This window comes from Shewanella putrefaciens, from assembly GCF_016406305.1.
Lineage (GTDB): Bacteria > Pseudomonadota > Gammaproteobacteria > Enterobacterales > Shewanellaceae > Shewanella > Shewanella putrefaciens_C.
Genome location: NZ_CP066369.1, coordinates 976,408 through 997,314 on the forward strand (window position 1 = coordinate 976,408; position 20,907 = coordinate 997,314).

14 protein-coding genes and 1 riboswitch are annotated in these 20,907 nt (G+C 47.3%); of the genes, 13 read left to right on the top strand and 1 reads right to left on the bottom strand.

What is annotated here, in order from left to right; genetic code table 11:
* Positions 1 to 338 precede the first annotated feature (338 nt).
* Positions 339 to 3,194 (top strand): choice-of-anchor Q domain-containing protein, encoded by a 2,856-nt coding sequence (locus JFT56_RS04215; protein ID WP_198782461.1) that lies wholly within the window; start codon positions 339 to 341, stop codon positions 3,192 to 3,194.
* Between the two features lie 935 nt (positions 3,195 to 4,129).
* Here JFT56_RS04215 and metH read toward each other — a convergent pair.
* A complete protein-coding gene (gene metH, locus JFT56_RS04220; protein ID WP_198782462.1) occupies positions 4,130 to 7,864 on the bottom strand; it encodes a methionine synthase in 3,735 nt (1,244 codons plus the stop codon).
* Between the two features lie 276 nt (positions 7,865 to 8,140).
* Between metH and JFT56_RS04225 the strand changes: the two genes are divergently transcribed.
* The 12 genes from JFT56_RS04225 to JFT56_RS04280 all read left to right on the top strand — a co-directional run bounded on the left by JFT56_RS04225 (position 8,141) and on the right by JFT56_RS04280 (position 20,719).
* Positions 8,141 to 8,878 carry a histidine phosphatase family protein gene (locus JFT56_RS04225; protein ID WP_198782463.1) on the top strand — a complete coding sequence of 246 codons (738 nt, stop codon included), beginning with the start codon at positions 8,141 to 8,143 and terminating at the stop codon, positions 8,876 to 8,878.
* A 207-nt stretch (positions 8,879 to 9,085) separates the two neighbouring features.
* Positions 9,086 to 9,277: riboswitch (cobalamin riboswitch) on the top strand.
* Between the two features lie 105 nt (positions 9,278 to 9,382).
* The gene (locus tag JFT56_RS04230; protein WP_198782464.1) at positions 9,383 to 10,264 is read left to right on the top strand and encodes an ABC transporter ATP-binding protein; all 882 of its coding nucleotides are present in this window, start codon (positions 9,383 to 9,385) and stop codon (positions 10,262 to 10,264) included.
* A complete protein-coding gene (locus JFT56_RS04235; protein ID WP_198782465.1) occupies positions 10,261 to 11,409 on the top strand; it encodes a FecCD family ABC transporter permease in 1,149 nt (382 codons plus the stop codon). Before JFT56_RS04230 ends, JFT56_RS04235 begins: the two co-directional genes overlap by 4 nt.
* Positions 11,410 to 11,487: 78 nt before the next feature.
* Entirely contained in the window at positions 11,488 to 12,540 is a 1,053-nt protein-coding gene (cobT, locus tag JFT56_RS04240; protein WP_198782466.1) for a nicotinate-nucleotide--dimethylbenzimidazole phosphoribosyltransferase, read from the top strand.
* Positions 12,541 to 12,661: 121 nt separating this feature from the next.
* Entirely contained in the window at positions 12,662 to 13,450 is a 789-nt protein-coding gene (locus JFT56_RS04245; protein ID WP_198782467.1) for an adenosylcobinamide-GDP ribazoletransferase, read from the top strand.
* Positions 13,447 to 14,082, top strand: a complete 636-nt coding sequence (gene cobU, locus JFT56_RS04250; protein ID WP_198782468.1) for a bifunctional adenosylcobinamide kinase/adenosylcobinamide-phosphate guanylyltransferase — start codon at positions 13,447 to 13,449, stop codon at positions 14,080 to 14,082. Before JFT56_RS04245 ends, cobU begins: the two co-directional genes overlap by 4 nt.
* 180 nt (positions 14,083 to 14,262) lie before the next feature.
* Positions 14,263 to 15,798, top strand: a complete 1,536-nt coding sequence (locus JFT56_RS04255; protein WP_198783493.1) for a cobyric acid synthase — start codon at positions 14,263 to 14,265, stop codon at positions 15,796 to 15,798.
* A 15-nt stretch (positions 15,799 to 15,813) separates the two neighbouring features.
* Positions 15,814 to 16,437: a cob(I)yrinic acid a,c-diamide adenosyltransferase gene (gene cobO, locus JFT56_RS04260; protein ID WP_198782469.1), complete on the top strand. Its 624-nt coding sequence runs from the start codon at positions 15,814 to 15,816 to the stop codon at positions 16,435 to 16,437.
* A 900-nt stretch (positions 16,438 to 17,337) separates the two neighbouring features.
* Complete coding sequence (locus JFT56_RS04265) at positions 17,338 to 17,685, top strand: hypothetical protein (RefSeq protein ID WP_198782470.1); 348 nt, start codon at positions 17,338 to 17,340, stop codon at positions 17,683 to 17,685.
* 697 nt (positions 17,686 to 18,382) lie between these two features.
* A complete protein-coding gene (locus JFT56_RS04270) occupies positions 18,383 to 19,420 on the top strand; it encodes a DUF2235 domain-containing protein (RefSeq protein ID WP_198782471.1) in 1,038 nt (345 codons plus the stop codon).
* Between the two features lie 16 nt (positions 19,421 to 19,436).
* Positions 19,437 to 20,264, top strand: coding sequence for a cobalamin-binding protein (locus JFT56_RS04275; protein WP_198782472.1), 828 nt, complete (start codon positions 19,437 to 19,439; stop codon positions 20,262 to 20,264).
* Between the two features lie 71 nt (positions 20,265 to 20,335).
* The gene (locus tag JFT56_RS04280; RefSeq protein ID WP_198782473.1) at positions 20,336 to 20,719 is read left to right on the top strand and encodes an MAPEG family protein; all 384 of its coding nucleotides are present in this window, start codon (positions 20,336 to 20,338) and stop codon (positions 20,717 to 20,719) included.
* Positions 20,720 to 20,907 lie beyond the last annotated feature (188 nt).

The window sequence follows — 20,907 nt, forward strand, 5'->3', positions numbered from 1 at the left end:
CGAGGTGAATCAAGGTCGTGGGTCTTCAACCCACACCCGACCAAGAGGGGATCAACAGCAATTCCCTCTTGGATCTCCCTTGCCGCCCCCCTAACGGAGTTGAAAGCCCCTTGGGCATTAAGCGTTCTAATGCTACCGCGTCAGACGCTCGTCCCTGATTCGACTGACGCTATCTCGGCATCCATGCCTCGCTCACGCAACGAACGCAAATGCCCTGCGGCAACTCCGAGGGGGATGATGAACTTTGGTAACCTCGTCGTCAGTTGAAACAAATAACAGTTATACCTATCCGAACATTTTAAATTACTTAATAAAATCAATTAAATGGATGTTGTGATATGAAATATGCACTTGTACCCCTTTTATGTTTATGTCTTTCAGCATGCGGCGGTGGTGGTGAAGATTCTTCAGCAGAAACGCCAACACCACCTCCTGTCACCAAAGACCCCTTGTCTAAATTTATCAATATTAAAGACCAATATGCAGGCATTGAGTCTGCAGCGCCATTGAACACAGAAACATTAGGCCAAGTGTACAAATACATCTTTACACTCATTCCTGAAATACTACCGGATTATAACGATCAAAGTGGCGAACTAGGTTCGACTTGTTCTGGTGGTGGAACGATTAAAATTTCTAGTGGGAGCTCAGATAAAGAAAAAAATATTGCTTTCAGTAATTGCGTTGAAGATGGCATGACAACTAACGGTAAAGCTACTGTGAGAGCAAACCGATTTTCCTCCGATGGAATACTTATTGATAGTATCGTGATTTTTGAGGATGTTGATGTAAAAGGTACTTTAGGTCACAGTTTACTTGCTGGTACTGCACAATATGTGGAGCAGGACTTAACTTGTGCAAAAACTGAAACAACATATAATTTAATGTTTTCAGATGTAAATAATAAAAAACAAATCTTATTTTCAAATTTTAAATTTATTAGAACTGGTAATGAGATGGTGTTATGTGGAAATGACGGTTTTAGGATACAAGGTCGCGTATTCGATTCATCTTTAGGGTTCTGGGATGTCCAAACGAATGAATTATTTAAACTTAACACTATGGTACATGCCTATGAAGAAAGTGGTGAGTTTGTTGTTAGGGGAAGTAACAGTAGTCAAGCTACATTTTCAGTTGAATTCTATAAGGAGTTAAGAGGAAACGTAAACTCTAATTATACCTATTATAAAATTATGCTACATAGTGGCATGGTAAATAAAGAATATGCTTTTTTAAAGGAATACTATAAACCCTCCATATTGACCTCGTTTGAGGATGCGGATAACGATGGAATAACTGATGGTTGGGAGTTGGCTTTTGGTTTAAATCCAACATCGGCTTTGGATGCAACTCAAGATTTAGATGGTGATGGTTTTACTAATTTGCAAGAGTTCTTATCTTTTGGTCATCCTAACGATAAAAAAATACTTCCTAAAATTGCTGACCTCGGAGTTACTTTATCCCATGAAACCCAAGGCTATTCTAAAAAAATTATCGTAAAAGCTGAAGTCGAAAGTGATGTAGAATCAACTGATAGCGGAACAGTGTTGACGACCTATTCAACATCTCTTCCGATTTATTTTGATAGCGATAGTTATGCTCATTCAAATTTTTGTACTTTATCTGATAATCTACTCGAACTGACCTGTAAATGGGATAATATATCTCCAGGATATAAAGCTGTTCAAGAGATCTATTTAAATGCTGACTCAGCTAATGGATCAGAGATTAAGAGTGTTATCACTGCAAAAATACAGCATCTTGGACATGATGAGGATTTTTCGAATAACCAAGCAACAATTGATGTTGCAAGACATGCTGCAGATGTATCTTATCGATTGTGGATTGATAACCGTCAAGAGTACATGATGGAGTTAGTTGGTACTTCACAAAAGTTAGCGTTTATAATTCATCAACAAGAATCTAAATTTGGTGGCTTTGATCCTGTAACTGGCAACAAAATTAGACTGGACATACCTGAAAATATCACATTGTTAAGTGCCGAATGTGTTAATAGTCATGAAAAGTATAATTGTTTGATGGGAAACGAAATTGTTTTTAAAGACTATCAACAGGCTTATAGTTTTACACTTGATATTAGGGGAGATAGTCAAGGAGAAGGAAAGTTAGTATTCAATTCACTCAGTTCTATAACTGGTGATAAGGTGTTATCTTCAATACCATTTCCAATAGTGGTTGGTCAATCTACAGAAGCATTACAAAAACAGATTGATATGGCGACCGATGGTGAAAAGATTAATGTCCCGGCAGGAATTTACATTGGTGATTTAGATTTGTCTAAAAAGCAAAATATATTAGAGGCTGAATCTAAAGATGCTAAGCTTTATAGCAGCGAAACTTCATTTTGGCAACCCAGTTTAATTATTGATAAAAACAGTAGTGTAAATGGTTTTACCTTAGCTAATCACTATATAAAGATAGGGGGTAGTGGAGGTGCTATTACACGTAATTTATTCGATGGTACAGCAAGTAACCTCATTTCAGTATACGTTTTAAATAGCGGAGAGATGCTTTTTGAACAAAATGTATTGATAGGTAAGGCTCTCGATAATGGTTACGTATCTAGTAATTTGGATGATGATTACCATTGCCCTAGGATTGAAAGCGGTAATTATGCAGTTGCACAAAATACTAAGGCTAGACTAGTGAATAATATATATTTTGGTAATCTTTTGGATGCGCAAGATTTATATTTTGGATGTCAGTTTATTAATGCAAGTATGTCTTCTGAATTAGAAGTTTATAATAATACATTTTTTGGTTTGGAGTCTGTGGTGAAGCTTATTTATCATGGGGTTGATGAGCCATATTATAAAATATCAATCGATAATAATATCGTTTCAAAATCTAGAACGTTAATTGATAATGCTTCGTATGCTAGTACTTTGTATAAGTTTGCTCCTGGAACCAATATTAACTTAAGTAATAATATAGTTAATGAGGTTAGGGACTTGTATGTAGATATGCAGGATCAACAAGTTGAAGTGAATACTCTTTTTGCCGACCCTTTACTTGATAGTAAGGGATATCCTTTTAGTAACTCACCGGTAATTGATGCTGGTGTGTCGTTAAACGTAGATGTCGATCTATATGGTGTAGCAAGACCAATTGACGGTGATAACAATGGAACAAAAGTCATTGATATTGGTGCAATAGAGTTCAAGTTTAACTGATAAGGCATAACTCTTAATCGTTATGCAGGGATGTATAGCACAGGATTGGGAGGTCAGAATTTCTATGATCCTCCCATTTTCACTAAGTCACTGGTGCAACAATGCCTGTTCTGGTGTATCCCGTAGCATTTATGTTCTCTGATTAAAAAATAACAATTCAGAATAGTAATGGACTTTGGAAGTTAGGGATGAAATCAGTTTTACAAATAAGGTTTAATGAGCCATCCATTGTTAAATTCTAAAATTGGTAGTAAAGATTACTCGGTTTGCTTTGCATGGCTAGAGGCAACACAAAAGTAGCAGAAGTTCACCCATCCCCTGCGAAGTTGCCGCGGGGCGTTGGAATAAATTGCGTGAGTCCGGTCATTGATAAGAGACAGGACATGCATAGCTTTTGAATGCGAAAAGTTAACTCTAATGCCACAGAAGTTCACCGATCCCCTGCGAAGTTGCTGAAGGGCGTTGAAGACTTTCTATTAAAAGGATAGAGCGTGACGCAGACAGGACGTCTGCGTAGCTTTCGGGGACGGGGGCGAATGAAAATCGATGATTTTCGCGCTTATGAGCGAGAGGCAGGGACTGCCGAACTGGAGGGCTTTACATGGATGTAAAGCGGTACCATCGGAAGCGTTAGCTATTTTCGAATAAGCACGAAGCCACTAATCAATGCATGTAACTTCGCTAGGGTGAGTGCTGCGTAGCAGCGTTACGAACGAGAGCCATGGATGGCGAACTGGCAGTTAGACATGGAGGTTGTTCGTCAAGGGAGAATCCAAGGAGGATAGGACGAGCAGTCCTCCTTGGTCGACTCTTGATTAAAAATCAGGGGGTGAAGCCCCACGACCTTTTGGTCGCAAGACCGATCTTATATCGCGTTAGCGTTAGCGTAAGCCCGATTAGGATTACTCCGGATCACTCCCTACTCAGAATCCTGATTATTCAGGATCATAGTCAAGCACTGGCGCCAGCCACTTCTCCGTCTCTGCGACTGTCATCCCTTTACGTTTAGCGTAATCCTCCACCTGATCGCGGCCGATATTACTCACGCCAAAGTAGCGGGATTTTGGATGGGCAAAGTACCAGCCGGATACCGCGGCGGTGGGGAACATGGCGTAGCTTTCGGTGATGTTCAAGTCGATGGTTTCATTCGGCTTTAACAGTTCCCACAGCAGGCCTTTTTCTGTGTGATCGGGGCAGGCGGGGTAGCCCGGTGCTGGGCGTATGCCTTTGTATTTTTCACGGATTAAGGCTTCGTTATCCAATTGCTCATCGGCGGCATAACCCCAAAACTCCTTACGTACTCGCTCGTGCATCCGCTCGGCAAAGGCTTCTGCTAAACGGTCGGCTAAACACTTGAGCATAATGGCGTTGTAGTCATCGTGATTGGCCTCAAAGCGGGCGACATGCTCATCAATCCCATGGCCAGCGGTGACCGCAAAGCCGCCCATATAGTCGGCAACGCCGCTGTCTTTGGGCGCCACAAAGTCGGCGAGACAGAAGTTGTCGTTACCGACACGCTCAAGCTGCATTCTAAGATGATGGGTAGTCATTTCAATTTGGGTGCGCGACTCATCGGTATAGAGCTCAATGTCGTCGTAATTGACTGTATTGGCGGGGAATAACCCAATCACGCCCTTGGCGGTGAGCCACTTTTCTTCGATGATTTGTTTAAGCATGGCCTGACCATCGGCGAACAGCTTTTGCGCTTCTTCACCGACAATCTTGTCACTTAAAATCTCGGGATAATGGCCGTGGAGTTCCCAGGCGCGGAAGAACGGTGTCCAGTCGATACGCTCAACTAAATCCGTTAATGGATAATCATCAAACACTTGGCGACCGAGCACCTTTGGCGTAAACGGAGTGTAGTTGGCCCAATCGTGTTGGCAGCGATTTTCGCGGGCCGCTTCGAGTGAGACTATTTCTTTGCGTTTTGCCTGAGATAAACGCTTAGTGCGCATATCGTCATATTCGGCGTAGGTTTCGTCTATGGTCGCTTGGCGGGTTTCGTTATTCACCAGTTTGCTGACCATAGGCACGGCGCGAGACGCATCGGCAATATAGATGGCGCCGTGGGGATAATGGGGCGCAATTTTCACTGCGGTATGGATTTTCGAGCAAGTCGCGCCGCCGATAATCGCAGGGATCGTTAGGCCTTCACGGTGGAAGGTTTTGACGTTATGCACCATCTCATCGAGGCTCGGAGTAATCAGGCCAGACATGCCGATAATGTCGATATTATGCTCCTTCACCGCCTCAAGAATACGTTCCACCGACACCATCACACCGAGATCGAACACCTCAAAGCCGTTACAGGCGAGTACCACGCCGACAATATTCTTACCGATATCGTGCACATCGCCCTTTACCGTCACCATCAAAATCTTACCGTTAGATTGGCCTTCGACCTTTTCCAGCTCGATATAGGGGTTGAGATAGGCCACGGCCTTTTTCATCACCCGCGCCGATTTCACCACCTGCGGCAGGAACATCTTGCCCGAGCCAAACAGGTCGCCAACCACATTCATGCCGTCCATCAGCGGGCCTTCAATCACATCCAGCGGACGGGAGGCGACTTGGCGGGCGGCTTCGGTATCTTCATCAATAAATTCGGTAATGCCTTTAACCAGCGCGTGGGCTAAACGTTGATTAACTGGCCAAGAGCGCCATTCTAAATCTTCTTTTTTGGCGGCTGTGGAACCATCACCGCGGAATTTTTCGGCGATTTCAAGTAGCTGCTCGGTATTGCTCGAACCTTCGACTGGGCAGGGTAAGTTAAGCACTACATTTTCGACCCGCTCTTTAAGCTCGGGGTCGATATCATCGTAAATCGCTAACTGGCCTGCGTTGACAATCCCCATATCCATGCCGACTTTAATCGCGTGGTAGAGGAATACGGCGTGGATCGCCTCGCGGACGGGGTTGTTACCGCGGAAGGAGAACGACACGTTCGATACCCCACCCGAAATCATTGCATGGGGCAGGGTGGCCTTAATCGCTTTAATGGCATCAATAAAATCGACGGCATAGTTATCGTGCTCATCGATACCTGTGGCGATGGCGAAAATATTGGGGTCGAAGATAATGTCTTCGGGCGGAAAGCCGACCTTATCGACCAGCACGCGGTAGGCGCGGGTACAGATTTCGATTTTACGCGCCTTAGTATCGGCCTGACCTTGCTCGTCGAATGCCATGATAATGGCCGCCGCGCCGTAGCGTTTGACTAAGGTCGCCTGCTCAATAAATTTGGCTTCGCCTTCTTTGAGGGAAATCGAGTTAACTATGCCTTTGCCTTGAATACATTTGAGGCCAGCTTCGATCACTTCCCACTTAGAGGAGTCGATCATAATAGGTACGCGGCTGATATCGGGCTCGGAGGCAATCAAGTTTAAAAACTTGTGCATGATCTCCACGCCATCGAGCATGCCTTCATCCATGTTGATGTCGATGATCTGCGCGCCGCTTTCAACCTGCTCACGGGCGACATCGAGTGCCTGCTCGAACTTGCCTTCTTTGATCAGCTTTAAAAACTTGGCCGAGCCTGTGACATTGGTGCGCTCACCGACGTTAACGAACAGGGTTTGGGCGTCGATAGTGAGTGGTTCCAAACCCGCAAGGCGGCAGGCAACGGGAATATCGGGCAATACGCGAGGGTCATATTTTTCAACCGCTTGTCGGATAACGCGAATATGCTCCGGCGTGCTACCACAGCAACCGCCGATAATGTTGAGCATACCTTCGCGTGCCCAATCTTCGATCACATTCGCCATGTCCTCTGGGGTTTCATCGTAGCCGCCAAACTCGTTCGGCAGGCCCGCATTCGGATGCGCCGACACATAACACTCGGCGATGCGGGATAATTCCTCCACATAGGGGCGCAGTTCTTTTGGCCCGAGGGCGCAGTTAAGACCGATAGATAAGGGCTTGATATGGCGCAGGGAATTATAAAAGGCTTCGGTTGTTTGGCCTGTTAAGGTGCGGCCTGAGGCATCGGTAATAGTGCCGGAGATCATCACGGGTAAACGCGCTGATGAATTGGCACCAAATAAGTCATCGAAGACTGATTCAATCGCAAACAGCGCGGCCTTGGCGTTCAAAGTATCGAAAATGGTCTCGACCATAATGATATCCGCGCCGCCTTCGATCAGCGCTTTGGTAGATTCTTTGTAAGCGGTCACTAACTCATCGAAGCTGACGTTGCGATAGCCTGGGTCGTTCACATCTGGGCTAATCGAGCAAGTGCGGTTAGTGGGCCCTAACACACCGGCGACATAGCGTGGAATGCCTGTGGCTTTCTCGATTTCATCACAGGCCTCACGGGCAAGGCGCGCGCCCTCGCGGTTAATTTCGGCGGACAGCGACTGCATATCGTAGTCGGCCATGGCGATGGTGGTGGCGTTAAAGGTATTTGTTTCAATAATATCGGCACCGGCATTTAAGTAGTCGGTGTGGATTTGTTTGATGATCTGCGGCTGGGACAAGACTAAAAGGTCGTTGTTGCCTTTAACATCAGTATGCCAATCCTTAAAACGTTCGCCGCGATAATCGGCTTCTTCCAGCTTGTAGCCTTGGATCATAGTGCCCATGGCGCCGTCTAAGATCAGGATGCGCTTCGACAGTTGATTGCGAATGTCTGCCAGTATTTGGCCTGCTCGATGGGGTGATATCGCCATAAAATGATTACCTTTACTACAGCTAAGTTGAGTCCAAAGTACGCAATCCGGTGACAAATTGCATTTTATTATTGGATGTCGTTCGTTTTGTTTTGGACATTTAAACGTATAGACGTCCATAATACGCGACATCGGATTGTCAGGGCAAGATGAAAGTCATTAGGAGCGAGAGTCTAGAATCGAGAATCGAGAATCTAGAATCTAGAGTCTAGGCCCTAGGCTTTAGCTTTGGTTCCTAGCACCTATACTCTAGGCCCTAAGTTTTTAAAGGCATATATGAGAGAAGTTCGATTATTACTGTTGCGCCATGGGGAATGCGAAGGCGGGGCGATTTTACGTGGTCGCGTCGATGTGCCCCTGAGTGAAAAGGGTTGGCGGCAAATGTTTGCGGCCGTAGAGGCGCGGCCGGGGATTTTCCAGGGGATTTATAGCTCAACCTCGAGGCGCTGCGCCGAATTTGCTAAGGCGTTTGCCGACACTGTGGCCGAGAAGCTACAAGATCCACATGTTTCTCACCCCTTGAGTGTCACCCTGCTCGATAGTTTGCAGGAGCTCGATTTTGGGGATTGGGATGGGCGCACATTCGAGGAACTATACCAACAAGAGGGAGAGCGACTGGCTGCCTATTGGCAAAATCCATGGCTTGCAGCGCCACCCCAAGGGGAATCAATGGCGAGTTTTGAGCAGCGGATAAATGCCGCCATCGAGGGAATTTTGGATCAAGCTTTTACTCAAATGGCACAGAATAGTCCAGTCGCCCCGGCTGAGGCCACCCCAGTTGAGTCAGGTATAACGCTAAGCGCCGAGTCGAATACTGCACAAATCGCCACTATTTGGATCATTAGCCATGGCGGCGTGCTCCGTCATTTAATGGCAAGGGCGCTTGGGGCGGTGCAGGTGCCAGGTTTTTATAGTCAGTTGACACTGCCAGAGGCCGCAGTGGTGAGTATCAATGTGCTCGAAGATACGTTCGGTGAGCATTATTGGCGTGTAGACTGGCCAAGCGCTGGCTAATCTACACTTGATGTGGCAGAGCCTTTGCTTGGAGCCGTTGATTGTTAACACAATCAATATCAGGGTTTTATCATTTAAACAGCATTGCCTTACAAGCTAGATATAGGATAATGCATTTTCTTGATGGGTCTGCTTAAGCGGAAACATCGCAGCAATAGGTGTTGGGAATGTACTCTAGGCTATTTTGCGACTGCGCCACATGGTGCAAAATGCAGATATCCCACGAGCATATCAACCCATACATAATAGGGAATCGGGGCGCTGCCTATCAGCTAGCCCGAACTGTACCCGCAACTGTGAGTAGTAAAGGAAGAACCTAGAACCTAGAACCTAGAACCTAGAACCTAGAACCTTCTTCCCCTACAAGTCAGGAGACCTGCCTATTGCTGTTATCGCTGCGTGCAGCTTTAGTTCTCGAGCGGGTAACTCGGGGGAGCAGAATACGATGATCACTATATTGGCCTTTTGGGCAAAGGGTTGTTTTTACGCGGGGGCAGTGTCTCAGTGAAGCCGTCGCCATTACAACCAATCAAAACCTCTATCCCAGATACCGCACTCAAGGTGAGCGATTTGAGCTGGGTTATCGAGGGGAAAACCATTCTCGCGGATATTAATTTTGCTTTGCAAAGTGGCCAGATGCTGGGGCTTATTGGCCCTAACGGTGCGGGCAAGTCGAGTCTGCTGCGTTGTATTTACCGCTTTGTACGCCCAAGCCGTGGCAGTATTAGCCTTTTTAATCAAAATATTGAGCAGTTATCGCCCAAGGCGTTCGCCTGCAAAGTTGCCGTTGTACAGCAGGATACGCCCCATTATTTTGATATGACGACCGAACAGTTGGTGGCAATGGGATTAACGCCCCATAAGGGCATGTTCGACACCAATTCTAGTGGCGACAGCCAAAGGATTGCTAAGGCGCTGGAAAAGGTGGGACTAAGCCAAAAACTACATCAACAATATGAGCGTTTGTCCGGCGGCGAAAAGCAGCGAGCCCTGATCGCTCGCGCCATAGTCCAGCAGCCGCAATTGTTGATTTTGGATGAGCCCACCAATCATCTTGATGTGCGTTATCAGATCCAAATCCTTGAATTAGTAAGGAGTCTTGGTATTAGCGTGATAGCCTCAATCCACGATCTCAATTTAGCCAGCGCCCTGTGTGACCGTTTGTTATTGCTCGATAAGGGATCTGTGAGTGCCATGGGCACCCCGTCTGAAGTGTTAACCGAGGCGCGTATCGCCGATGTCTTTGGTGTCTGCGCGCAGGTATCGAGTCACCCGCAACATGGCAATCCTTTAATAAGCTACTTTTACGGTTATCAACCGAATCAGAGCTTACACGAGTCGCAGCCCCCCAAACTTTACCCCAGCGAACTTGAGGGGAATGAATGAAGCACGCAATGACACATATGCTCGGTAGTATGGTTAATCGTATTTTGACCCCGTTAACGCTACAGCAATGGTTGATCCTAGGATTAGTGGTTCTAGGGATATTAACGCCAATCGCTGCGGCGAGTTTTGGGGCGGCAACTATTGGTTTTTTAGATGTATTACATGTGTTTATCACTAAGCTGCCCCAGAGTTTTGACACGCTTAACCCAACGACTGTGAATGGCATTACAGAGCGGATTGTGATGGAGCTTAGGCTGCCACGGATTTTACTCGCCTTTGTGGCGGGGGCGGGTCTGTCCCTAGCGGGGAGTGTGCTGCAAACCGTGACCCGCAATCCACTGGCCGATCCCTATTTATTCGGTATTAGTTCTGGCGCTTCCTTTGGGGCGGTCGTTATGCTAACCCTGTTCACGGGATCAGGTTTATTTGAGAGCGCCGGGGTTGTCGCCAATGCGGGGATCTTCAGTGGTTCCGGGGTATTTGCAGGTTTACTGTGGTTTAGCTTGCCCTTTGGTGCCTTTATTGGTGCCAGTTTATCTGTGCTGATTGTGCTTGCCTTGTCGGGGCTTGGGCTCAACAGCCAAGTGGAGCGCATGCTGCTTTCCGGTGTGGCGACCTCTTTTATGTTTGGCGCCTTGACGAGCCTGTTATTGTATTTTGCTAGCCCGCAGGCAACGGCATCGGTACTTTTTTGGAGTTTAGGCAGTTTTGCCAAGGCCAGTTGGTCGTTGTTGATTTTACCGACCTTAGTCGTCGGCGCGAGCCTGCTGATTATTTTAGGGATGAAACGGCAAATTATGGCGTTGCAAGCCGGGGACGAAACCGCCCATACCTTAGGAGTGAATGTGCCTAAGTTGCGACTCAATATGCTGCTGCTCTGCTCTTTGATTACGGCGATTTTAGTCGCTACCTGTGGCGGTATTGGCTTTGTCGGATTGATGATCCCCCACACGGTACGATTATTATTTCCCGGTCGGCAGCCCATAGTGTTAACCGCCTTGGTGGGGGGATTATTTATGGTGTGGATAGATGTGCTCGCCCGCTGTTTACTCGGTAATCAAGAGTTACCCGTGGGCATTATCACCGCCGCCCTCGGGAGTTTTTTCTTCTTACTTATTCTGCGTCGGCGAAAAGTGGCCAGTTAATTTAATGCTTAAGACGTATGGAAAATCGACGTGGGATGCGTCGTAGTGATTCAATTTGGATTAGCAACTGGAGTGTGAATGTCTCAATCAGCCGTTTCGTTTCAAATAAGCCCTGTGAGCAAAGTACAAGATCAGACAATTCAACAGAAAATAGACCTTAAGACTAAGCCGCCCGGCGCCCTCGGGCAACTCGAATCCTTAGCATTGCAAATTGCCCGTATACAGGGCGCCGAGCAGCTAAAAATCGTTAATCCTACTCTGTTAGTGTTTGCGGGGGATCATGGCATCGCGGCAGAAGGGGTGTCGATTGCGCCCAGCGAAGTGACCCGGCAAATGGTGCAAAATTTTGCCCATGGCGGCGCGGCCATCAATGTGTTCTGCCGTCAGGTGGGGTTTAAGCTCGAAGTGATTGACTGCGGTATTTTAACGCCGCTTGAAGGGGTTGAAGGCATTATCGATCAACGACTTGGCGCCGGTACTGGCGCTATTCATTTAGAACCCGCTATGGCGCTTGAAACCGTAGATAAAGGGTTTGCCATGGCGCGGGATCTTATTGAGCGCCACCATCAAAGTGGCTGTAATTTGGTCGCCTTTGGTGAAATGGGCATAGGTAATACTTCTGCCGCCTCTGCCATTATGGCGGCGATGATGCAGCTCGATGTGGCGGAATGCGTTGGCCGTGGCACGGGCATTAACAGTGAAACCCTAGAACGTAAGCTGATGTTAATTGAGTTAGCCCTGTTACTGCATCAAAGTGCCTTAACGGGCCCAAGGGCGGTGTTAGCCTGCCTCGGCGGATTCGAAATAGTGCAGATGACCGGGGCCATGCTGGCTGCCGCCGAACGTAATATGCTGGTGGTCGTGGACGGTTTTATCGCTACCGCCGCGGCATTAGTCGCAGTACAAATTGCCCCTAATGTGCGTGATTATTTGATATTTGCCCATCAGTCCGAGGAGCAAGGGCACCAGCGCATGTTGGCCCATTTACAGGCTAAGCCCTTGTTGTCCCTGGGCTTGAGATTAGGTGAGGGGACTGGGGCCGCCTTGGCATTGCCGCTTATCCAAGCTGCAGTAAATTTTTACAATCAAATGGCGAGTTTTAGTGATGCAGGTATTGAGGCTGTTGTATGATGTGTGCCAGTTAAGTCGCTTATTTAACTTATTTAACTTGTTTAAAATAATGACAATAACTTTTAGCCAACTGTTTTAACCTTAAACCTTGCAGCAAGTGTTAACTCACTAAGGATGCTTTATGTCAGAACGCGAAAGCTGGCACAAAGAGATAGATTTATTTTTAGTTGCCATGGGCTATTTTACCCGCATTCCTATGCCCAAATGGGTGGAGGTCGATGCGGATAAATTAAACAAGGCGAGCCGTTATTTTGGTCTCGTCGGTTTGTTGGTCGGTCTGTTAAGCGCCATTGTATTTTGGCTGACGCAGAACTGGCTGCCTGCGGGGGTGTCTGTGCTCCTGGCTATGGTGACCGGCGTCTTGCTCACCGGCGGATTCCACGAGGATGGATTAGCCGATACCTTCGATGGTTTCGGTGGCGGTTGGACGGCCGAAGACAAGCTACGCATTATGAAAGACTCGCGCCTCGGTAGCTATGGCGCTCTGGCCTTGATGTTAGTGTTGCTACTGAAATGGCAGTTATTGGTCGAGTTGGCGCTGTATGATCCTGTGGTCGCGGGATCGGCATTGATTGTGGCGCATACCGTGAGCCGCGTGGTTGCCGCCAGTATTATCTTTACCGAAAAGTATGTGCGCGACGATGAGACCAGCAAGTCTAAGCCATTATCGCAACATCAAGGTGTTAATGAGTTATTTATCCTAGTTTCCAGCGGTGTGTTAGTGTTGCTTTTCCTTAAGGGCCTAGCCGCACTGTCACTCTTATTAGTGATGATAGGCTTACGTCGATTATTTGTGGTTATTTTTAGGCGTCAGATTGGTGGTTATACCGGTGACACCCTAGGCGCCGCGCAGCAAATATCTGAAATAGTGTGTTATTTCGTGCTGCTGGTCGTAGGTAGCATACTGTGATCCACTTAGTTTTAGGCGGTGCCCGTAGTGGTAAGAGCCGCTACGGTGAATCCCTTGTGCGCCAATATACAGCGCTGGGGTTCGATGCCTGCTATGTGGCGACGGCGCAGGCATTGGATGCTGAAATGGTGACACGCATCGCCATGCATCAAAAGGAGCGCTTAGGGGATGATATCGAGTGGCAACTATTCGAGGAACCGCTAGCCCTAACGGCACTGCTAAAGCGATTGGCAAAACCGGGGCGAGTGATTTTAGTCGATTGTCTAACCCTTTGGTTAACCAATCAATTACTCGCCTCTAATCCTAAGTATGATGAACCAGCTCCGACCGAGTGGCATGCAGCAACTGACTTTGCGACTGACTTCTCAACTGACTTTAAAACAGCAAATTCTGGCAATAATGCGCTGGCGAATTGGCAGGCAGAAAAAACCGCTTTTATCGATTCCCTTGCCGAACTCGAAGGTGTGGTGATTTTGATCGGCAACGAAGTCGGCTCTGGCATAGTGCCCTTAGGTGAGTTAAGCCGGCAATTTGTCGACGAGGCGGGCTGGCTCAATCAAGCCGTTGCGGCCTTAGCCGACAATGTCACCTTAGTGGTGGCGGGTTTACCCTTGGCATTAAAGCCTGTTTAGCATTAAAGCCCATTTAGCATTTAAAGGCAGTATAGGCTTGGCTGAGGTGAGTTAAGCCTGCTTGCTTAATATTCGTCAACGAGAATCAGTTGTTAATCTATGTCCATTCCCAACCCAGACAAAGCCCGCGTACTTAATCACCCGGCCCAGATAAGCCTTGGCCATAGTGCTAAGGTGCTGATGGTGCAGGGCACTACCTCGGATGCGGGCAAAAGTACGCTGGTGGCGGGTATTTGTCGTTTGCTTGTCCGTCAGGGCTGTAAGGTTGCGCCCTTTAAGCCGCAAAATATGGCGCTTAATAGCGCAGTTACAATCGATGGCGGCGAGATTGGCCGCGCACAGGCCTTGCAAGCCGCGGCCTGTCATCTTGAGCCTCATACGGATTTTAATCCCATTCTCCTTAAGCCAAGTTCGGACACGGGCGCGCAGATTATTGTTCAGGGTAAAGCGTTAACGACGCTCGAAGCCTCGGCCTTTTTTGGCCCTAAATCTAAAGATTACAAAGCGATGGCACTCGGTGCTGTGCTGGACTCCTTCGCGCGATTGAAGGCCCAGTATCAAACCATAGTGGTCGAAGGTGCGGGTAGCCCGGCGGAGATCAACCTGCGTGAGGGCGATATTGCCAATATGGGGTTTGCCGAAGCGGTTGATTGCCCCGTGATTATCATTGCCGATATCGACAAGGGCGGGGTATTTGCCCATTTAGTCGGGACCTTAGCTTTGTTATCCGAGTCGGAGCAGGCGCGGGTAAAGGGCTTTGTGATCAATCGTTTTCGGGGCGATATTAGCCTGTTGCAATCAGGGCTCGATTGGCTCGAAGCCTATACCCAAAAGCCCGTGTTAGGCGTGCTGCCCTACCTGCATGATCTTCATCTGGATGCCGAAGATGCGCTGATAGATTCGCCAAATAAGCAGGCGAAGAGTCGTTTTAAAGTGCGGGTGCTGGTGTATCCGCGCACCAGCAATCACACGGATTTTGATCCGCTTAGGCTGCATCCCGATATTGATTTTGATTATGTGTCACTGCAGACCCAAACCGCGGAACACACCACTCATTTGCCTGCCGCCGATTTATTGATTTTGCCCGGCAGTAAGAATGTGCGCGCCGATTTGGCCTTTCTACGCCAGCAAGGCTGGGATAAAGAGCTCGCAAAACACCTGCGTTATGGCGGTAAAGTGTTAGGGATTTGCGGCGGTTATCAAATGTTAGGTCAAAGCATTGCCGATCCCATGGGGATTGAAGACTCCCTCGGTACGAGCCAAGGGCTGGGATATTTGCCCATAGCCACCGAATTTAAGGCTGAAAAACAGCTACGTAGGGTCACAGGCCATTTAGCACTGCAAGGGCAGAATGTTGAGGTAAAAGGCTATGAGATCCACTGCGGCGAGTCCCAATATCTAGGCTCAAGTATGGCCGACAAACCAGCCCCATTATGGCTGAAAAGTGAGAATTGTCTTGACCAACAGCAGGATAACTCCTTTGCCGATGGCTGTTTGAGTGACGATGGACAAATTTTGGGGACCTATTTGCATGGGCTGTTCGATAGCCCTGAGGCGTGCCAGTTAATCCTGCGCTGGGCGGGATTAGAAGATGCCCAGACCATTGATATTAATGCCATTCGAGAACAACAACTGGATCGTTTGGCCGATGTACTGGCCGAACATCTAGACTTACCACAATTACAGATAATCTTAACCGCATCAGTTAAGTCGTAGGATGAACATCAAACCATGACAACAGCAAACGATAATAATCAAGAGCAATTAAAGGCCGAACGCCACAGGGCACGCCAACAAAAACTCAAAGCGGGAGTCGACGCTAAAATTGCCGCCGCCCAGGATGAAAAGGGCATTTTGTTAGTCTTAACCGGCAATGGCAAAGGCAAGTCGACCTCAGGTTTTGGTACTGTCGCCCGCGCTGTTGGCCACGGTAAAAAAGCCGCCGTGGTGCAGTTTATCAAGGGCACTTGGGAGTGCGGTGAGCGTAACTTACTCGAAGGTGCAGGGGTTGAATTTCATGTGATGGGCACCGGATTTACCTGGGAAACCCAAGATAAAGAAAAAGATACCGCCGCAGCCGAGCTTGCATGGGAAGCCGCCGAAAAACTGCTGCAAGATGAGTCTATCGATTGCCTTATGCTCGATGAGCTGACCTATATGGTGAGTTACCATTACTTGGACGTAGAGCGGGTGCTCAGTGCACTTAAAAATCGTCCACCCATGCAGCATGTGATCATCACTGGCCGCGCCTGCCATCGCGCCATTATCGAACTGGCCGATACCGTCAGTGAAGTGCAACCGATAAAACATGCTTTTGACGCCGGAATAAAAGCACAGCCTGGGTTTGATTATTAAGCAGAGCGTGTGTCGCTATAGCCATAAAGCGACATTTCCTATACCCATATGGGGCAGAGATAAAATGGCGGCCATGCCGCCAACGGTCACTGTTGCAACAATGGCAATCCTAACTACCCCTTACACTGTCCGTTTAGCTAAAATGATATTGCCCCAAAGCAAGACAGTTAAGCTACACGCATTACGCATTAATTGACATTGCTTCCCCAGTGACACGCCGTGAACTCATCCCTGAGGGCTCTACTAAAACATACATGTTTTAGAAGGTCACTGGTGCAACAATGGCAATCTTAACTACCCCTTACACTGTCCGTTTAGCTAAAATGATATTTGCCCCAAAGTGTGTTTCGTAGTTTGAATGCTTTAATCAAAATCAAAGTCGTGGTGCTTCACCCCACACCCGACCAAGGAGGACTGCTCGTCCTATCCTCCTTGGATGCTCCAAGACGCCCCCAACGGAGTTGAAAGCTCCTTGTGCTCATTGCCAAATTTGCTATCGCTTCCGAAGGATGCGTCCCTGCACCTGCGAAAGCTAGTCGGTCATCCATGACCGAACTCACGCACTCTTTATTAAATCAAGAGCTCTATTCGCCCTGCGGCAACTCCGAGGGGAGGTGTATTCCTTGGAGTTTTGAGTCGTTAGTTAGCGATTCATCAGCAAAAATAAGCGCGAAAAATGAGAAAGCTAAAACGATATCAAGTGATTACCCATCAAACTGTATGAAAAACCGCTACCGCAAAAAAGCAAATTCCTATAGCATCATTTATACCAATTGACATGGATGTGGCAGCGGCCATATTTAAGATTGAGTCAACAAGCGATTTATGCCCTGCAAACAGCGCAGCGCATAAATACTAAGACGTTATGTGCCAATTTGAAATCGGAGTAATTTATAAAGCATGAGTATTACTGGAAAAGAGGCCGTTGTTTTTCTATCTACTATCGAAGATAGAGTTTCACTGTTCAAAAAAGATAACACTGATAAGTTTTGGAGTTACAAAATAAAATCAGCTAAAAAAACGGAATTTGCCTTTGACCCTAATACCAAAACTGGCCTGTTTATCCGGATTGATCGCGAACCTCCAGTTTTTGCTGGTGTTGAGAACGTTGAACGTATTTCCGGGAAGGATGTATCAACGGCACTTGGCAGAGTATTTTCTGGCGGCCTGCATAAAGCCAACTATCAGGCATCCATAAAAGACGTTTCGGTACTGGAATCATTAATTAGTTACTATGAAAGTTTATAAGCACATAACAAGCGCATCATAGTGGAAATTTTACTCGCTGGAAAAGCGCTCCTAAAATCTCCATAGGCAAATCGTTACCCATAGAAATTTTAATCCGAGACTAACTAATCCGAACTAAAAGTCTGACTCGGAAATGTCCAAAAACTTGCTGAGTATTTATTTAAAACTTACAGGCTACGTCGATGCTAAACAGGTGAGCCATGGTGATTAGCGAGCATCCAGGGAGGGACTTGAACAACGTCCCTGTTTAACAGCCAGTTCGCCGTCCATGGCTCTCGTTCATAAACGTAGAAACCCTAGGTTTCTATTCACCGTGTCGGTGAGCGAATACCATGGTTCGCCCTTCAATAGGGGCCTGCATTTAAGAACCAAGCAATAATTCATTTAGTGATATTAGCCCTTCCATATTTAACGTTCCTCTGTCCAAATCCTTGTTAAAGAAAGCATTAATCCTCTCTCGTAAGAAAATTGCGCATGCAAACTGTAGTTGCATTTCATTGTTCCAATTTGTCAGCTTATGGTTTTATGTCAGTATAGGGTTCCTGCGACATAAGCATGTTAAGCAAGGTAAGTTTTAAATCCTCGAACCGTCAGTAACATAGGGCCATCGAGGGTGTTCCTTGGTAAAATCCTTTAACGTCTATATTGGCAGCTTTTTACCATCGAGATTGGGCATAGGTGCCTCAAGGATGATGCGATGAATAAACGTATTGTGATTTGTGCCGATGGCACTTGGAATCGGCCCGAGAAAGACCTTAAGGTCGATTTCCCCACCAATGTGCTGCGCCTTGCGAGAGCCATTAGCCCGATTGCGGCCGATGGTAAACCACAGCAAGTGTTTTACGACTGGGGCGTCGGCTCCTATTACGATGAAGTGATTGGCGGCGCGACGGGGCGGGGACTGCATAAAAACATCATGGATGGTTACCGCTACTTAGTGCAAAACTACTCTCCCGGTGATGAGATTTATCTGTTTGGTTTTAGCCGCGGCGCTTACACAGTGCGCTGTCTGTGCGGTTTAATCAATAACTGCGGCATACTTAAGCGCCCCGATGCTCGGCTTATCCAGCAAGCCTTTGACCATTATAAAAAAAGCAGCGCGCCATTTGCCCCAAGCGGTGATAAATCCCTTGAGTTTAGGCAAAAGTATAGCCATGAGTCGCGGGAGATAAAGTTTGTTGGGGTGTGGGACACGGTGGGCGCCATGGGGATCCCGATTTCCTTCCTCGGCTTATTTGAAGATAAAGACGAATTTTACGACACCAAAATCGGCCGCAATGTGCGCGTTGCCCGCCATGCCTTAGCCCTAGATGAGCATCGCAGTGACTTTGAACCGACCATCTGGCAAGTACGTGAGAATATGGATATGCAGCAGGTGTGGTTTGTGGGCGCCCATAGCAATATTGGTGGTAGTTATAAACCCGACAGGGACGGTTCCCTGTTATCGGATAACGCGCTTATGTGGATGATAAATGAGGCGCAGCGATTCAACTTAAGTCTTGAGCCCCATTTACAGGCGAGTTTGCGACCCAATTCTTTGGCGACTCTGCATGATTCACGGCGTAATTTTTATCGAATAAAGCAGGTCTATTTACGCCCACTCGACCCCAGTAAAGCGCCAATATTATTGCATCGCTCGGTAAAAGAGCGTTGGGAGCAGGACCCTCAATATCGGCCCAAAAATCTGCAAGCTTACCTAGAAAACTATGGCTGGCCGACTGAGCTAATCAATTAACTACTTAAGGAATAATATGTACAAACAAGGTGTTATGGGGCTATTTTTCGGGCTATGTTTTTTGTGTTCGACTACTGTGTTGGCCCAACCGGCTAAACGCATTATCGCCCTCTCGCCCCATGCGGTTGAAATGCTATACGCCATAGGCGCAGGGGAGGCGATAGTCGCTACGACCGATTTTGCCGATTATCCCGAGGCTGCTAAGAACATTCCCCGCATTGGCGGTTATTACGGCATTCAAATGGAGCGCGTGTTAGAGCTTAATCCCGATCTTATCGTCGTGTGGGACTCTGGTAATAAGGCCGAAGATATTCAGCAGTTGAAGACGCTGGGCTTTACTCTTTATGGGAGCGATCCTAAAACCTTAGAAGGGGTTGCCAAGGAGCTTGAGGAATTAGGTGAATTAACGGGACATACCGAAGAGGCGCGTAAATCCGCTGCAGCATATCGCGCACAACTTATGGCATTACGCCTTGAAAATGCTGAAAAAACTAAGCCTAAAGTGTTTTATCAACTCTGGTCGACGCCTTTGATGACAGTCTCTAAAAACAGTTGGATCCAGCAGATTATCGATGTGTGTCATGGGCAAAATGTGTTTTATGCTGCCGATAGCGATTACCCGCAGGTGAGTTTAGAAAATGTGTTACTGACAATGCCCGAGGTGATTTTGCAAAGCCAAGAGGAAGGCAATGTGAAGGGAGTTGATTGGAGCCAATGGCCCGAGATCCCTGCGGTTAAAAAACAACAGATCTTTCAAATTAATGCCGATTTATTGCACCGCGCGACCCCGAGGGCCTTACTCGGTGTTCAAGCCCTATGTGATGCCTTGGATAAGGCGCGTTAACCTATCTTTACTTTTGGCATAACCACCGAGAGGATAGATAGCCACACTATGAATAAAAACAAGGAAGCCCAATGAATACCCTATTAATCTGTTTGTTTATCGCCATGTTATTACCCTATCTCGCCAAAGGCCCTGTCGCTTGGGCAATGGCAAAGGCGGGCGGCTATGACAATAACCACCCTCGCACTCAACAGGCACAGTTAACTGGCTTTGGTGCTCGCGCTTTAGCTGGGCATCAGAATGCCTTCGAGTCGCTGTTGGTGTTCGGCATTGCGGTATTGGTGGTTATCGCGACGGGCAAAGTGGATCCCACCGCCGAGTGGCTTGCGATCACCCATGTCGCGGCCCGTTTTGTGTATCACATTTTGTACCTTGCCAATAAGGGCACCTTAAGATCCCTTTCATGGTTTGTCGCCATCTTCAGCGCCTTTGGGATTTTCTTTCGGGCATTTTAATGCCATTCCCTATGTTTAGCGGCTGCCAACTAGAATGGCGGCTTCGCGTTAGCTATCTCAACCTTATCCAGCCAAAATAAAATGACCTTAGTCTGGGTCATTTTATATATCGATTAAGCAAACCGTCAGCTTGTTATTGTTACCTTACGCGCCCTATGTATTGGCTAATCCCACTATTTACCGTTTGC

Coding starts and splice junctions, on each gene's coding strand:
- JFT56_RS04245 (WP_198782467.1), top strand. CDS start 12,662: ATGTCAGAACGCGAAAGCTGGCACAAAGAGATAGATTTATTTTTAGTT.
- JFT56_RS04225 (WP_198782463.1), top strand. CDS start 8,141: ATGAGAGAAGTTCGATTATTACTGTTGCGCCATGGGGAATGCGAAGGC.
- JFT56_RS04255 (WP_198783493.1), top strand. CDS start 14,263: ATGGTGCAGGGCACTACCTCGGATGCGGGCAAAAGTACGCTGGTGGCG.
- JFT56_RS04235 (WP_198782465.1), top strand. CDS start 10,261: ATGAAGCACGCAATGACACATATGCTCGGTAGTATGGTTAATCGTATT.
- JFT56_RS04270 (WP_198782471.1), top strand. CDS start 18,383: ATGAATAAACGTATTGTGATTTGTGCCGATGGCACTTGGAATCGGCCC.
- cobO (WP_198782469.1), top strand. CDS start 15,814: ATGACAACAGCAAACGATAATAATCAAGAGCAATTAAAGGCCGAACGC.
- metH (WP_198782462.1), bottom strand. CDS start 7,864: ATGGCGATATCACCCCATCGAGCAGGCCAAATACTGGCAGACATTCGC.
- JFT56_RS04275 (WP_198782472.1), top strand. CDS start 19,437: ATGTACAAACAAGGTGTTATGGGGCTATTTTTCGGGCTATGTTTTTTG.
- JFT56_RS04265 (WP_198782470.1), top strand. CDS start 17,338: ATGAGTATTACTGGAAAAGAGGCCGTTGTTTTTCTATCTACTATCGAA.
- cobT (WP_198782466.1), top strand. CDS start 11,488: ATGTCTCAATCAGCCGTTTCGTTTCAAATAAGCCCTGTGAGCAAAGTA.
- JFT56_RS04215 (WP_198782461.1), top strand. CDS start 339: ATGAAATATGCACTTGTACCCCTTTTATGTTTATGTCTTTCAGCATGC.
- JFT56_RS04280 (WP_198782473.1), top strand. CDS start 20,336: ATGAATACCCTATTAATCTGTTTGTTTATCGCCATGTTATTACCCTAT.